This window comes from Dactylosporangium sp. CA-152071 (assembly GCF_050936335.1).
Classification (GTDB): domain Bacteria; phylum Actinomycetota; class Actinomycetes; order Mycobacteriales; family Micromonosporaceae; genus Dactylosporangium; species Dactylosporangium maewongense.
In genome coordinates, this window is record NZ_JBNJMZ010000002.1 from 2002830 (window position 1) to 2015779 (window position 12950).

Annotated in this window: 18 protein-coding genes; 7 read left to right on the forward strand and 11 right to left on the reverse strand. The window is 72.0% G+C overall.

Features of this window, described 5'->3' with window-relative positions; all coding sequences use genetic code 11:
- Position 1: 1 nt before the first annotated feature.
- Both ACQEVZ_RS48795 and ACQEVZ_RS48800 read right to left on the reverse strand, forming a co-directional pair.
- Positions 2–526: a zinc ribbon domain-containing protein gene (locus ACQEVZ_RS48795; protein ID WP_360562921.1), complete on the reverse strand. Its 525-nt coding sequence runs from the start codon at positions 524–526 to the stop codon at positions 2–4.
- Between the two features lie 7 nt (positions 527–533).
- On the reverse strand, positions 534–1532 hold the full coding sequence (locus ACQEVZ_RS48800) for a M48 family metallopeptidase (RefSeq protein ID WP_433381569.1): 999 nt from the start codon (positions 1530–1532) through the stop codon (positions 534–536).
- 109 nt (positions 1533–1641) lie between these two features.
- Here ACQEVZ_RS48800 and ACQEVZ_RS48805 point away from each other — a divergent pair, with 109 nt between their 5' ends.
- Positions 1642–2166 carry an RDD family protein gene (locus tag ACQEVZ_RS48805; protein ID WP_433381572.1) on the forward strand — a complete coding sequence of 175 codons (525 nt, stop codon included), beginning with the start codon at positions 1642–1644 and terminating at the stop codon, positions 2164–2166.
- Here ACQEVZ_RS48805 and ACQEVZ_RS48810 read toward each other — a convergent pair.
- Positions 2092–2418 carry an oligopeptide/dipeptide ABC transporter ATP-binding protein gene (locus tag ACQEVZ_RS48810; RefSeq protein ID WP_433381575.1) on the reverse strand — a complete coding sequence of 109 codons (327 nt, stop codon included), beginning with the start codon at positions 2416–2418 and terminating at the stop codon, positions 2092–2094. The two genes, ACQEVZ_RS48805 and ACQEVZ_RS48810, sit on opposite strands and share 75 nt — an antisense overlap.
- Before the next feature lie 7 nt (positions 2419–2425).
- Positions 2426–2776 (reverse strand): ATP-binding cassette domain-containing protein, encoded by a 351-nt coding sequence (locus ACQEVZ_RS48815; RefSeq protein ID WP_433381578.1) that lies wholly within the window; start codon positions 2774–2776, stop codon positions 2426–2428.
- 42 nt (positions 2777–2818) lie between these two features.
- Here ACQEVZ_RS48815 and ACQEVZ_RS48820 point away from each other — a divergent pair, with 42 nt between their 5' ends.
- Positions 2819–3223, forward strand: coding sequence for a hypothetical protein (locus tag ACQEVZ_RS48820; RefSeq protein WP_433381581.1), 405 nt, complete (start codon positions 2819–2821; stop codon positions 3221–3223).
- 3 nt (positions 3224–3226) lie between these two features.
- On the opposite strand, the gene ACQEVZ_RS48825 is transcribed toward ACQEVZ_RS48820, so the two are convergent.
- Genes ACQEVZ_RS48825 through metX form a run of 3 tightly spaced genes read right to left on the reverse strand, consistent with a single transcriptional unit; the run spans position 3227 to position 6233 of the window.
- Positions 3227–3715, reverse strand: coding sequence for a CoA-binding protein (locus tag ACQEVZ_RS48825; RefSeq protein ID WP_433381584.1), 489 nt, complete (start codon positions 3713–3715; stop codon positions 3227–3229).
- Positions 3715–5031: an O-acetylhomoserine aminocarboxypropyltransferase/cysteine synthase family protein gene (locus ACQEVZ_RS48830; RefSeq protein ID WP_433381587.1), complete on the reverse strand. Its 1317-nt coding sequence runs from the start codon at positions 5029–5031 to the stop codon at positions 3715–3717. Before ACQEVZ_RS48830 ends, ACQEVZ_RS48825 begins: the two co-directional genes overlap by 1 nt.
- On the reverse strand, positions 5028–6233 hold the full coding sequence (gene metX / locus ACQEVZ_RS48835) for a homoserine O-acetyltransferase MetX (protein ID WP_433381590.1): 1206 nt from the start codon (positions 6231–6233) through the stop codon (positions 5028–5030). Before metX ends, ACQEVZ_RS48830 begins: the two co-directional genes overlap by 4 nt.
- An 87-nt stretch (positions 6234–6320) precedes the next feature.
- On the opposite strand from metX, the gene ACQEVZ_RS48840 reads away from it, so the two are divergent.
- From ACQEVZ_RS48840 to ACQEVZ_RS48850, 3 genes are all read left to right on the forward strand, one after another.
- Entirely contained in the window at positions 6321–6869 is a 549-nt protein-coding gene (locus ACQEVZ_RS48840) for an OsmC family protein (protein WP_344499896.1), read from the forward strand.
- A gap of 10 nt (positions 6870–6879) precedes the next feature.
- Positions 6880–8094 (forward strand): NAD(P)-binding domain-containing protein, encoded by a 1215-nt coding sequence (locus ACQEVZ_RS48845; protein ID WP_433381594.1) that lies wholly within the window; start codon positions 6880–6882, stop codon positions 8092–8094.
- Positions 8095–8171: 77 nt separating this feature from the next.
- Positions 8172–8624, forward strand: a complete 453-nt coding sequence (locus tag ACQEVZ_RS48850) for a hemerythrin domain-containing protein (RefSeq protein ID WP_433381597.1) — start codon at positions 8172–8174, stop codon at positions 8622–8624.
- On the opposite strand, the gene ACQEVZ_RS48855 is transcribed toward ACQEVZ_RS48850, so the two are convergent.
- On the reverse strand, positions 8602–9435 hold the full coding sequence (locus tag ACQEVZ_RS48855; RefSeq protein ID WP_433381600.1) for an alpha/beta fold hydrolase: 834 nt from the start codon (positions 9433–9435) through the stop codon (positions 8602–8604). The genes ACQEVZ_RS48850 and ACQEVZ_RS48855 overlap by 23 nt on opposite strands.
- A 57-nt stretch (positions 9436–9492) precedes the next feature.
- Here ACQEVZ_RS48855 and ACQEVZ_RS48860 point away from each other — a divergent pair, with 57 nt between their 5' ends.
- The gene (locus ACQEVZ_RS48860; protein WP_433381603.1) at positions 9493–9912 is read left to right on the forward strand and encodes a MarR family winged helix-turn-helix transcriptional regulator; all 420 of its coding nucleotides are present in this window, start codon (positions 9493–9495) and stop codon (positions 9910–9912) included.
- Positions 9913–9919: 7 nt separating this feature from the next.
- Here ACQEVZ_RS48860 and ACQEVZ_RS48865 read toward each other — a convergent pair whose 3' ends face one another.
- From ACQEVZ_RS48865 to ACQEVZ_RS48875, 3 genes are all read right to left on the reverse strand, one after another.
- Entirely contained in the window at positions 9920–10804 is an 885-nt protein-coding gene (locus ACQEVZ_RS48865) for a GNAT family N-acetyltransferase (RefSeq protein WP_433381606.1), read from the reverse strand.
- A 268-nt stretch (positions 10805–11072) separates the two neighbouring features.
- Positions 11073–11537, reverse strand: a complete 465-nt coding sequence (locus tag ACQEVZ_RS48870; protein ID WP_433381609.1) for a hypothetical protein — start codon at positions 11535–11537, stop codon at positions 11073–11075.
- A gap of 63 nt (positions 11538–11600) precedes the next feature.
- The gene (locus ACQEVZ_RS48875; protein WP_433381612.1) at positions 11601–11945 is read right to left on the reverse strand and encodes a hypothetical protein; all 345 of its coding nucleotides are present in this window, start codon (positions 11943–11945) and stop codon (positions 11601–11603) included.
- 505 nt (positions 11946–12450) lie between these two features.
- On the opposite strand from ACQEVZ_RS48875, the gene ACQEVZ_RS48880 reads away from it, so the two are divergent.
- A complete protein-coding gene (locus ACQEVZ_RS48880) occupies positions 12451–12660 on the forward strand; it encodes a hypothetical protein (RefSeq protein WP_433381615.1) in 210 nt (69 codons plus the stop codon).
- Positions 12661–12950 lie beyond the last annotated feature (290 nt).

The window sequence follows — 12950 nt, forward strand, 5'->3', positions numbered from 1 at the left end:
GTCACCCGACCGGCAGCGGCGCCCCGCAGTTGGTGCAGAACCTGCCGGTGTCGTTGACCTGTCCGCACCGGGCGCAGCCGTTCGCGGGCGGCTGGCCGGGCGCTGCCGGTGCGGGCGGCGGCAGGGCCTTGCGGTGCTCGACGCTGCGTTCGATCACCCTGATCGCGTCGTTGTCGATGCGCGCGGCCTGGACCACGCCCCACACCTGCGTGAGGATCACCGGCCAGAACACGAACGCCGTGATCAGCGTCGGCAGCGCCTGCTGGCCGAGCACCCCCACGCCGGCCCGGGCGACCAGCGCCTGCTCGTCGCACTCGAGCCGGATCTTCAACGCGGTCCGCATGCCCGCCACGGTGCGGAACATGCCGGTGCGGGTGACGTCGACGTCCCACGCGCCGGCCCCGGTCCGCGCCGACACGACCTGGTATCCGGCGCCCTCGAAGTGCCGGGTCACGTCGGCGACGATCGGCGCCGGGTCGATCGGTGCGTCGAGCCAGAAGCGCCGCTCGCTCTTGAACACGCCCATCGCCGGATCACCGCTTCCAGGCCGGCTGGGCACCGGCCTGCGGCACCGGCTGCCCCGGGATGGGACCCGTGGCGGCCACGGCGGGCGCGCCGCCGTAGATGAGCGTCGTGCCGCAGCGCTGGCAGTGCCGCCAGCCGGGCTGGGTCCGCCCGCCACAGCTGTGGCAGCGCGGCGCCGAGCGCACGCTCGCCGCCAGCGCCGCGAGGTTCGCGAACGTCGGCGTGCCGACCCAGCTCTGGATCTCCCTGACCCGCACCGCCAGCAGCGGGTGCGTCGAGGACTGGCTGATCTGCCACTGCAGGAACCGGTCCCACTTCGACTCCCGCAGCGCCTCGTACTCGAGGGCCTGGTCGGCGAAGGGCTGGATGTTCTGCGTGTACCGCGAGTCGTGCCGGATGCCCGCGAACCGGAACATCACCCGCGTGATCGCGTCGGCGCTGCCCATGTACGCCGCGGCCGCCCGGTCCGCCGACAGCTCGCTCTTGCGGCTCCAGTTGCTCAGCGCCATCCGCAGCGGGTGCGAGGCGACGCTGAGCACCGTGGAGGCGATCGGGATGTTGGCGGCGCTGCCGACCTTGACGGTGAGCTCGATGAACTGCGCCATCGAGTGGAACAGCATGTGCTGGCACAGGATGTGCCCGCACTCGTGCGCGATCACCGCCTCGATCTCGTCCGGCGACAGGTGGTCGAGCAGCCCGCTGTACAGCGTGATGGACGTCCTGGTCGCGCCGGTCGTGAACGCGTTGACCGGCCCGAGCGCCAGGTACAGCTCGGGCTCCTCGATCCCGAACGCCTCGCAGATCGGCGGCAGCAGCCGGTAGATCTCCGGCAGCTGGTGCGGCCCGAGCCGGAGCGCCTCCGCGAGCTGGCCGTTGCGGATGAGCCGCTCGCTGAAGTTCTTGTGGTACGTCTTGACCGCGTTCTGCAGCCCGCTCATCGACTCCAGATGGCGCCGCGCCGACTCGTCGGCCGGATGCAGCAGGTCGCTCGCGGAAAACGTCGTCATCCCATCACCCGATTCGTTCGGTCCCGTCCCCACGGGCACATCTGACGGACCGCTCGGCGCCCGCCGCCCGGGATGACCCGTTCGGGGGACGCCGGACCAGGTCACTGGCATGATCGGGGACGTGGAGGAGGGGCCGCCGATGGCGCCGGCGACGGTCAGGGACCGGGCCGTGGCGCGGCTCATCGACACCGGGGTGCTGGCCGGGGCGGTGCTGGTGCTGGGGCTGGCGGTGCTGCTGCTCGGGGACGGCAGCCGGTTGCCGGCGATGCTGGCCGTGCCGGCCTTCGGGGTGCTGTGCGGCTACGAGTTCGTGATGCTCGGCGCGTACGGAGAAACCATCGGCAAACGGGTGATGCGGCTGCGGGTCGTCCGCCTCGACGGCGACGAGCCCGGGTGGGGAGCCGCGTTCAGCAGGACGTTCTTCCTGACCATCGCCGGCTGCCTGTCGTGCGGCCTCGGCGGGCTGCTGTTCTACCTGTCCCCGCTGCTGGACCCCGGACCGTGGAAGCGCGGCTGGCACGACCACGTCGCCGCCACGTTCGTCGTGTCCACCCGGGACTCAGACGTGGTGGCACGCGGCACGGTCGACGAGCCGCGGTGGCGTGGTCTCGCACACCGAGCGCTCGGGCGGTGACAGGGTGGCGTACAGGAGGCACCGCGGGCGGAACGCGCAGCCGGTGATCCGCTCGTCGGCCGCCGGCGGGTCGCCCGGCAGCAGCATCGGCGGGCGCTGCCGCGCCGCCACCGGGTCCGGCACCGGCACCGCGGACAGCAGCGCCCGCGTGTAGGGGTGCAGCGGGTCGCCGAGGACGAGCGCCGCGGGACCCGTCTCCACGACGCGGCCGAGGTACATGACGCTGACGACGTCCGCGATCTGGGCGACCACCGCCAGGTCATGGGTGACGAACAGGTACGCCAGGCCCCAGGTCCGTCTGGAGCCGTCCCAGCAGCGCGAGGATCGCGGCCTGCACGGTCACGTCGAGCGAGAACACCGGCTCGTCGAGCACCAGCAGGTCGGGGGCGACGCTGATCGCGCGGGCGATCGCGATGCGCTGCCGCTGCCCGCCGGAGAACTCGTGCGGGAAGCGACGCGCGAGCGCGGGGTCGAGGCCGACGAGGCGCAGTACCTCCGCGACCCGGGCCCGCGCCGCCGGGGCGGGGCGGCCCTGGGCGAGCAGCGGCTCGGCGACGACGTCGCCGACGGGCAGGCGCGGGTCGAGGCTGGCGAACGGATCCTGGAACACCAGCTGCATCCCTTGTGGACACCGAAGGTGCGGCGCAGCCCGGTGACCCGCAGCACCGGCGGCGCCGTGACGGGCCGGGGCGGCTTGAACGACTTCTTCAGCAGGTACGTCAACATCGGCGCCTTCGACCTCACGTCGCTCCGCAACGTCGACAACATCTTCCCGTCGCTGCTGTTCCCGGTGTACCGCAGCGACGGCGAGCAGAACTACGGCAAGGTCGGCGCGCCGGAGATCGACAAGCTGCTCGACCAGGCGGGCGCGGAGACCGACCGGGGCAAGGCCGTGGACCTGCTCAACCAGGCCGACGTCCTGCTGTGGAAGGCAGGGCACTCGGTGCCGTTGTTCCAGACGCCGCAGATCTCGGCGGTGCGGCCGGGGCTGGCCGACTTCGGCGCCTTCGGCCTGCGCAGCGACCGCCAGTACGTCGACGTCGGCTGGACGCGGTGACCGTTACTGCAGGCCGCCGCGCACCGACGTGATGCGGGAGGTGTTGAAGCCGAGCCAGTGCATGCGCCCCACGTAGCGGGCGTGCTCGACCTTCAGGCACCGGTCCATGATCACCGTCAGGCCACCGTCCGCCGCGATCTGGGCGCCCTCGGCGTTGATGACGCCGAACTGGGTCCACAGCGACCCCGCCCCGATCGCGACGGCGTCGCGGGCGATGCCCGGCAGCGCGTCGGGGGCGCGGAACACGTTGACGATGTCCACCGGGACCGGCACGTCGGTCAGGCTCGGGTAGCTGGTCTCGCCGAGGATCCGCGGCTCGCGCGGGTTGACCGGGATCACCTGGTAGCCGTGCCGCTTGAGGTAGTAGCCGACGAAGTGGCTGGCCCGCAGCTCGTTGCCGGACAGCCCGACGATCGCGATCGTCCGGGCGCCGTGCAACACCCGCTGGATCGTCAGCGGGTCCTGGTACAGGTTGAGATCGAGGGAGGTCATCAGCCACCTGCCTTGACGTTCGCGAAGCCCTGCTCCAGGTCCCAGATCAGGTCGTCGACCGACTCGGTGCCGACCGACAGCCGCACCGTGCCCGGCGCGACCCCGGCCGCGCGCAGCTCGTCGTCGCTGAGCTGGCGGTGTGTGGTGCTCGCCGGGTGGATGATGAGGCTCTTCGCGTCGCCGACGTTGGCCAGGTGCGACCACAGCTGCACGCCGCGGATCAGGTCCTGCCCGCCCTCGCGGCCGCCGGCGCACTCGAAGGAGAACACCGCGCCGGCGCCCAGCGGCAGATACTTGTCCACCAGCGGACGGTACCGGCTGCCGGGCAGCCCGGGGTAGGTGACGTTCGCGGCCAGGTCGTGCGCCGCCAGGAACTCCGCCACGCGCCGGGCGTTGGCGACGTGCCGGTCCATCCGCAGCGACAGCGTCTCCAGGCCCTGCAGGAACAGGAACGCGTTGAACGGCGACAGCGCCGCACCCAGGTCGCGCAGCGTCTCCGCGCGCAGTTTCATGAGGTACCCGTAGGTGCCGAACGTCTCGTGGAACTGCAGCCCGTGATACGCCGGCGACGGGTCCGCGACGACCGGGAAGCGCCCGTTGGACCAGTTGAACGTGCCGGCCTCGACCACGACGCCGCCGATGCTGGTGCCGTGCCCGCCGATGAACTTCGTCGCCGAGTGGATGACGATGTCGGCGCCCCACTCGATCGGGCGGCACAGGTACGGCGTGGCGAACGTGTTGTCGACGATCAGCGGCAGGTCGTGCTCGTGCGCGATGCGGGCCAGGGTCTCGATGTCCAGGACGTTGCCCGACGGGTTGCCGATCGTCTCGCCGAAGAACGCCTTGGTGTTGTCGTGGACGGCCTTCGCCCAGGCGTCGGTGTCGTCCGGGTCGACCCAGGTCACCTCGACGCTCATCTTGCGCAGCAGGTGCTTGAACTGGTTGACGGTGCCCCCGTACAGCGCGGACGACGACACCACGTGGTCACCGGGCTGCAGCAGGGTGAACAGCGCCGCCGCCTGCGCCGCGATCCCGCTGGCGAACGCGACCGCCCCGCTGCCGCCCTCGAGGTTCGCGACCCGCTCCTCGAAGACCGCGACGGTCGGGTTCATGATGCGGCTGTACGTGTTGCCGTACTCCTGCAGGTTGAAGTACGCGGCGGCGGACTCCGGGTCCTCGAAGACGTAGCTGGTCGTCTGGAAGATCGGCACGGCCCGCGCGCCCGTGTTGGGGTCGGGGCGCTGCCCGGCGTGCAGCTGCCGGGTCTCGAACCCGAACTCGCGGGCCTCCTCGGCCCGCAGGGGCTTGTCGGTCACGGTGCCTCTTCCAGGTTCAGAAATGCGCGGATCAGGGGCGTCTGCCGGGCTTCCTCCAGCAGGAAGCAGTCGTGCCCGTACGGCGCGTCGATGACGTGCAGCTCGACGGGCTTGCCCGTGCTCTCCAGGGCGTCGTGGATCTCCTGCGAGGCCTGCGGCGGGTACAGCCAGTCGGACGTGAACGCGATCAGCAGCGTCCGGGCCCGCACGTGTTCCAGCGCCCGCTCCAGCGACCCCTCGCCGTGCTGGCGGGCCAGGTCGAAGTAGGTCAGGGCGCGCGAGGTGTAGAGGTACGTGTTGGCGTCGAAGCGCCGCACGAACGTCTCCGCCTGGTGCCGCAGGTAGCTCTCCACCTGGAACTCGGCGTCGGTGATCGTGTAGCGGACGTCGTCGGAGGACTGCAGCCGCCGGCCGAACTTGTCGCCCATCGACGCCTGCGACAGGTAGGTGACGTGACCGACCATCCGCGCCACGCCCATGCCCGCGTCGGGCTTCCGGCCGGTGCCGTAGTAATGCCCGCCCTGCCAGTCCGGGTCGCGCATGATCGAGTCGCGGGCGATCGCGTTCCACGACAGGCCCTGCGGGTGCAGCGCGTGCGTGCTGGCGATCATCACGACCGCGTCGACCTGGTCGGGGTAGAGCACCGCCCACTGCAGGGCCTGCATCCCGCCGAGGGACCCTCCGGCGACCGCGGCCAGCCGCTCGATGCCGAGCACGTCGAGGAGGGCGCGCTCGGTCCGTACCATGTCGGCGACGGTGACCACGGGGAAGTCCGCGCCGAACGGCCGGCCCGTCTCAGGGTCGATCGACGAGGGGCCGGTGGTGCCCGCGCAGCCGCCGAGCAGGTTCGTCGACACGACGAAGAACCGGTCGGTGTCGAACGCCTTGCCCGGGCCGATCATCCCGTCCCACCAACCGAGACCCTTGCCGGCCGAGCCGTCGCGGTCCTCGGCGCCGAAGCCGTCGCGGGTGCTCTCCCTCGGCCCGCTGGACTCCCCCGCCGCGTGCGCGTCGCCGCTCAGCGCGTGGCAGACGAGGATCACGTTGTCCCGTTGTGCGCTCAGCGTCCCGTACGTCTCGTATGCGACACGAACTCGGGACAGCTCCCGGCCGCAGTCAAGGTGGACCGGTCCGGGCAGGTCGGCATACTGGGCCTCGACGACGCCGACCGAGCCGGCCGCGCGGGTCGAGGCTGAACTCATGGTGGCGATCATAGCCGTCGCCGCGAAGCCGATGTACTGTCAACCATCCCGATGGGGAATATGGCTGTTTGAAGGGAGCGTCATCCGATGACCACGGTTGAGAACGGCGTCAACGTGCAGGCCCTGCTCGAGGCGCGCACCGCGCTGCAGAGCGCGCCCGAGGCCGCGCAGTTCACCTGGCGGGCGACTTCGAAGTGGGACCACGGCGTGCACAGCACCACGCGGGTCCAGCAGTTCTACGGCCTCGGCCAGGAGCAGAGCCACAAGAACGAGTCGGTGTTCGACGCCGACCACCCCGCGGTCTTCGCCGCCGAGGACAACGGCATCACCCCGATCGAGTACCTGCTCGTCGGCCTCGCCGGCTGCCTCACCGCGGGCGTGGCGTCGGTCGCGCAGAACCGCGGCATCCAGCTGCGCTCCGTCGACGCCGTCGTCGAGGGCAAGCACGACATCCGCGGCATCCTCGGCGCCGACGCCGACGTCCGCAACGGCTTCAACGACATCAAGGTGACCTTCACCATCGACGCCGACGCGTCGAAGGAGGACATCCAGGCGCTCGTCGCGCAGTCGCAGAAGCGGTCCGCGGTGTTCGACGCGCTGACCAACCCCACCGACGTCACGGTCGAAGTGGCCTGAGGTCCCCACGTTGAACGTCACCACCGTCGTCATCGGCGCAGGACACGCCGGCCTCGCCGCCAGTCACTTCCTCCGCGAGCGGTCCATCGACCACGTCGTGCTGGAGCGCGGCGAGGTCGCCAACTCGTGGCGCCGCGAGCGGTGGGACTCCCTGCGGCTGCTGACGCCCAACTGGCTGACCCGCCTGCCCGGGTCCACCTACGACGGCGCCGACCCCGACGGGTACATGACGATGGGCGAAGTGGTCGACTTCATCGAGCGCTTCGCCACCGTCACCGCCGCCCCCGTCCGCACCGGCACCACGGTGACCGCGGTGCGGCGGGTCGACGACGGCTATCACGTGGTCACCGACCAGGGCCTGTTCCGCTGCCGGACCGTGGTCATCGCGAGCGGCGCCTGCAACCGGCCCGTGGTGCCCGCGTTCGCCTCGGCGGTCCCCGGTGACGTCGAGCAGTTCACGCCCTTCGACTACCGCGGGCCGTCCAAGCTCCCGGAGGGCGGGGTCCTGGTCGTCGGCGCCTCGGCGACCGGCGTGCAGCTCGCCGCCGAGCTGCAGCGCTCCGGCCGGCCCGTGACCCTCGCCGTCGGGGAGCACACGCGGCTGCCCCGCACGTACCGCGACCGCGACATCCTCTGGTGGATGGACGCCTCCGGGGTGTGGGACCAGCGCCACGACGAGATCGACGACCTCACCCGCGCCCGCCGGCTGCCGTCGCCGCAGCTCGCCGGCACGCCGGACCGCTCGACGCTGGACCTCAACGCCCTCACCGACCTCGGCGTCCAGCTCGTCGGCCGCTGGGCCGGGCTCCGCGACGGCCGCGTGCTGTTCTCCGGCGGCCTGCGCAACGTGTTCTCCCTCGCCGACCTCAAGCAGCAGCGCCTGCTGCGGGGCTTCGACGCCTTCGCCGGCCTCCCGCCGATCGAGCCACTGCCCCCGACCCGGGTGCCGGCCACCTCCCGGCTGCACCTCGACCTGACCTCCGGCGAGATCCGCAGCATCGTGTGGGCGACCGGCTTCCGTCCCGTGTACGACTGGCTCGACGTCCCCGTCCTCGACGCGAAGGGCAACCTGGACCACGACGGCGGCGTCCTGCCCAGCCCCGGCCTCTACGCCCTCGGCCTGCCGGTCCTGCGCCGCCGCAAGTCGACCTTCATCCACGGCATCGAGGACGACGCCCGCTTCGTCGTCTCCCACCTCGCCGACCACCTGGCGGCGCGCCCCTGATTGAATGGGTCCAGCATCGCGTGCCGGTGACGGTCTGCGTCAGGCATGGAGGTGCGGGACCGAAGGGCAGCCATTCCATGGCACCCCAGCACGGCGACCGGGCGGTCGCGTTCAGCCTCCAGCTCAAGCAGGCGCACCAGGAGCTGCGGCGGCAGCTCGCCACCCTCAGGGCCGGCTCCCCCGGCACGCTCACCACGCACTGCCTCGCGTTCTGCGCCGCGGTGACCGCGCACCACCAGGGCGAGGACGCCGGCATGTTCGCCGAGCTGCTGCGCCTGCGCCCCGACCTCGAGGGCACCGTCGCCAAGCTCGTCGAGGACCACGAGATGATCGCGGGGCTGCTGACCCGGATCGCCGGCCTCGCGGACGGGCCTTCGACCGACTCGATCGACGGGCTCGCCGCCATCCTCGAGTCGCACTTCCGGTTCGAGGAGCGCACGATCAGCGCCGCCCTCGACGCCACCCCGGACACCGGCTGGACCGCCTCGGTGTTCGAGTTCCGCGACGCTACCGGCGGGCCGCCGTCCTGATCTCCAGGACCTCGCACACCCCTTCGGCGAACGCGCGCGGGTGCGTCAGGTTGCCGTTGTGGCCACCGGCGAAGCTTCGCGCCGGGGTTTCCAGGTGTACGGCGAGCGCCTGCGCCGCCAGGTAGTCGAACCCGTCACGCGGGCTGGTCCTCCCCACCGCGGGGATGACGTGTGCGGCCTTCGGCACGTCGCGGAGCTCCAGGCCGTCGGCGAGCACGGCGGCCAGGTCGTTGGCGAGGAAGAACTCGAAGTTGGCGGCGCGCGCCTCGGTGAACGGGAACTGGGTGATACCCGGCTCCGTCTCCTGCGCGTGCGGGTCGATCCCGAGCACCGCGGCGACCCGCGCCGCCGCCGCCCGCCAGCCCTGCTCCCGGTGCGCCCGCCGGACGCTCTCCAGGTCTGCCCGCGCCGTGGCCTGCTCGGCGGCGGTCAGGAACCGCGGCGCGATCGGCTCGTGCGCGACGAGTGTGCCGACGGTGCCAGGGTGCGCGGCGATCAGGTGCAGGCCGATGGCCGCGCCGAGGCTCAGCCCGAGCATCAGCGCCGGCGCGTCGGTGACCTGCCGCAGCACGGCGGCCGCGTCGTCGGCGTGCTGCCGCACCGACACCGGGGCGGCCGGGTCGTCGGGCCGGCTGCGGGACAGCCCCCGCCGGTCGTACGTCACGACCGTGAACTGCCCGGCGAGGTGACCGACCAGATCGACGGTCCTGTCGGCGTCGCCCTCCCCGCTCTGCGCGACCAGCAGCACCGGCCCGCGGCCGGTGACGTCGTAGTGGATCCGGGCTCCGTCGACCTTCACTGAGGTGTCCATGCCGCCCAACGTAATGCATCATTTCTGATGCATCAAGAATGATGTACTCTGCCTCACATGGGTCCCGTGGAACTGATGCTGCTCGGCCGCACGCTCATGAAGCTCGGCGAGCAGGCCCTGCCGTCGACCGGCGGCGGCGAACGCACCGTCGTCATCGTCATGTCCGACGTATACGAGCACCCTGGCACCACGGTCGGCGAGGTCGCCGCCCGGACCGGCCTCCCCCAGAGCGCGGTCTCGGGCGCCGTGGCCCGCCTGCGCGAGGCGGGCTCCGTGCTCGCCGAGCCGGACCCCGCCGACCGCCGCCGCCAGCTCCTCGCCCGCAACCCCACCCCCACCGCCCGCCAGCGCGAGGTCGCCGCCATCGACATCGCGCCGACGGTCGCCGCCGCCCTCAGCACCGACGAGCCGGCGGCCCTCGCCGAGGTCCTGGACGCCCTGGACACCGTCGCCCGCCACCTCCGCCCTCACCGCTGACCGCTGGTCACGCCCATCCCACCCGGCCGAGGATCTCCGTGGCGATCTCGGCGGGGGTGCGGTCGTTCGCGACCGTGAGGTCCTCGACGGCGGTCGCGACCGGTGGCCGGTCCAGCGCCCGCAGGTGTTGTTCAAGCTTCGGTCCGGTGTCTCGTCGGTACAGGCGGTCGCGGACGATGCCGAAATCTGCGGTCAGCCTGACCACCCGGACGGCACAGCCCGCGAGACTCTCCGCATACCGTTCCCGCTGGGCCACGCTGTCGACGACGGCCGCGACGACGACGAAGCGCGCGCCGGCGGCCCTGAAGTTCGCCCACACCGAGGCCAGGTTGGCGCACTTGAGCTCGTCATAGCCTCCCGCACGCGGCCCGAACTGCGCCAACAGGTCCGTGTCGACGACCGCCGTGACGTGGCCGGCCCCGGTCAGCACCCGTCCGACCGCGTCCGCCACGGTCGACTTCCCCACCCCGGCGACGCCGGTGAGCAGCAAGGCCCGGCAGTCAGGCGGCTGATCGGCCGCCGTGTCCGGCCGCAGCGGGAACCAGTAGCTGACCGTCGGACCTTGCGCGGCAAGCCCACCGCCCAGCGACTCGTACAGCGCCCGGGCCGGGACATTCGCCTCTCCCGTCGTCAAGAACATCCTGCTGGCACCGGCCCGCACGCCGTCCGCCATGAACGCCCGCAGCAACGCCCTGCCGACTCCCCGCCGGCGGTGCTGCCGCGCCACCTCCAGCCGATGCAGGTACAGCATCGAGGACGCATCCGGCCGGACCAGGAGATAACCCCAGCACCAACCGAAGACCTCCGCACCGTCAGAAGCCACGAAGGCCAACGCGCCCGGACTGCCCAGAAACGCCCGGCCCCCACCCGGCACCACCCCGAACTCGGCCATCGCCCGATCGAAGAGCCGAACGTCGGCCGCCCCCACTCGACTGATCACCCGCCGATTCTGCCGCTCGACCCTGAGTGCCCGCCCTGTTTCGCCAAGCCGCTGCGATGCGCACCGGACAGCCGGCGTCAATGCACATTCATCAGTTCAGGCATTGAACAAGTGGCCCGGCAGTGCGCATCATCGGGGGTATGGGCGCCGCATCTGAATCCGGCGAGGCCGGTTCGCGGTCGCAAGGGGTGCAGATCGGCGACCACAACGTCCAGCACAACTACTTCCACGCTGCCGGGCCGGCGCGGTCGACGTACCGGCACCAGGTGGAGCGGATCGCGCCGCAGACCCTTGAGGGCCGCGACGGCGAGCTGGCGGACCTGGCCGCGTTCGCCACGGGCACCGCGGGGCAGTACGTCATGTGGCAGGCACCGGCCTGGGCCGGCAAGACCGCGCTGCTGTCCTGGTTCGCGCTGCGGCCGCCGGCCGGGGTCCGCGTGGTGCCGTTCTTCATCTCGGCGAGCCTGCCGAGCAGGACGGCAGGATCGCGTTCACCGAGTTCGTCATCGAGCAGCTCGCCGAACTGCTCGACGAGCCGGCGCCGGCGATCACCGAACCGAAGCGGGACACCCTGTTCCTGGATCTCCTCGACCGGGCCGGCGAGCGCTGCGCCCGGCAGGAACGCCGGCTCGTCCTGCTGGTCGACGGGCTCGACGAGGATCTGGCGCTGGCGACCGACCTGCACACCCCGAGCATCGCCGCGCTGCTGCCCAGACGCCCGCACGCCAACGTCCGGGTCATGGTCGCGTCAAGGCCCAATCCACCGCTGCCGGACGACGTCCCACGGGACCATCCGCTCCGTGATCCGTCCGTCGTACGCACGCTGACCAGCTCGCCGGCGGCGGCGGTCATCCGGCATGATCTGATCCGCGACCTGAAGGTCCTGCTCGGCGGCGCCGGTCCAGGACCGGACGTGCTCGGCCTGCTCGCCGCCGCGCGTGGCGCGCTGACGGGACGGGATCTCGCCGAGCTGACCGGACGGCCGGACTGGGGGCTCGCCGAGCTGCTGGGCAGCCGGGCCGGCCGGCTGTTCCTGGCCCAGCCGAGCCGGTGGCGGGTGGGGCAGGACACCGAGGTGTACGTCTTCAGCCATGACGCGTTGCGGACCACCGCCATCGAGCGGATCGGTCCGGGCCACCTGACCGAGCTGCAGGACAGGATCCATGCCTGGGCCGACCGGTACCGCGGCGAAGGATGGCCGCAGGAGACGCCGGTCTACCTGTTGTCGGGCTACGGCGCCCTGCTGCTCACGACGGGCGATGCGACCCGCCTGGTGGAGCGCGGGGTCGACCGGGTGCTGCACGACAGGGTGCTCGTCGCCGCGGGCGGCGACCACCTGACCATGACCGAGATCGACGCGACCGCACGGCTGCTCACCGCCGGCGTCGAGGTCGACCTCGACACGGTCGCGTGTCGAGGTCGACCTCGACACGGTCGGACGGCTCGCGGCACACCAGGCGTTCCTGCGGCGCCGCGGCACGCGAATTCCGGTCGACCTGGCCGCCGCCTGGGCGAGCCTCGGCGAGTTCGACCGCGCGGAGGTCCTCGCGCGGTCGATCACCGACCAGGAGGAGCGCGAACGGGCACTCTGCGAGGTCGTGAGCGCGCTGGCGAAGGACGCGGGATCGCTGGAAAAGGCCCGGCTGGTCGCCGGGTCGATCCGGGGCGCGCACGCCAAGGGCAGAGCACTGATGGAGATCACCCGTGCACTGGTCGAGTCCGGTCAGTACCGCGCCGCCGAGGACACCGCAAAGGTCCATCGGCGCACCGGCCCTGCGGACCGCCGCGCTGGGCATCCTCGTCCGTGACCTCGCGGACCGCGGCGCATGGCCGCAGGCCGATGCTCTCGTGGACGCCCTCGACGAGCCGACCCAGCGCGAATGGATCCTCGTCGACCTGGTCGGCAAGGCGGGTGCCACCGATCTGGAACGCGCCGGCCGGTTCCTCAGGTCGATCCGAGACATGCCGCGCGGCCCCGGCCCGAAGCCGGCCGTCGTGCAGCAGCAGCGCCGCCGCCTGCCGCCAGTCCCCGCCGGCCCGGGGTCGGCGCGTCGCCCCTGTCACGGTCACATCAGGTTTGGTCCCGGACGGATTGCGG

Bases quoted from the DNA above. Each gene is read 5' to 3' on its own strand.
- ACQEVZ_RS48850 (WP_433381597.1), top strand. From the start codon at position 8,172: ATGGCACCCCAGCACGGCGACCGGGCGGTCGCGTTCAGCCTCCAGCTC.
- ACQEVZ_RS48795 (WP_360562921.1), bottom strand. From the start codon at position 526: ATGGGCGTGTTCAAGAGCGAGCGGCGCTTCTGGCTCGACGCACCGATC.
- ACQEVZ_RS48825 (WP_433381584.1), bottom strand. From the start codon at position 3,715: ATGACCTCCCTCGATCTCAACCTGTACCAGGACCCGCTGACGATCCAG.
- ACQEVZ_RS48865 (WP_433381606.1), bottom strand. From the start codon at position 10,804: ATGGCCGAGTTCGGGGTGGTGCCGGGTGGGGGCCGGGCGTTTCTGGGC.
- ACQEVZ_RS48840 (WP_344499896.1), top strand. From the start codon at position 6,321: ATGACCACGGTTGAGAACGGCGTCAACGTGCAGGCCCTGCTCGAGGCG.
- ACQEVZ_RS48800 (WP_433381569.1), bottom strand. From the start codon at position 1,532: ATGACGACGTTTTCCGCGAGCGACCTGCTGCATCCGGCCGACGAGTCG.
- ACQEVZ_RS48875 (WP_433381612.1), bottom strand. From the start codon at position 11,945: ATGGCTGAAGACGTACACCTCGGTGTCCTGCCCCACCCGCCACCGGCT.
- ACQEVZ_RS48860 (WP_433381603.1), top strand. From the start codon at position 9,493: ATGGGTCCCGTGGAACTGATGCTGCTCGGCCGCACGCTCATGAAGCTC.
- ACQEVZ_RS48805 (WP_433381572.1), top strand. From the start codon at position 1,642: ATGATCGGGGACGTGGAGGAGGGGCCGCCGATGGCGCCGGCGACGGTC.
- ACQEVZ_RS48855 (WP_433381600.1), bottom strand. From the start codon at position 9,435: ATGGACACCTCAGTGAAGGTCGACGGAGCCCGGATCCACTACGACGTC.
- metX (WP_433381590.1), bottom strand. From the start codon at position 6,233: ATGAGTTCAGCCTCGACCCGCGCGGCCGGCTCGGTCGGCGTCGTCGAG.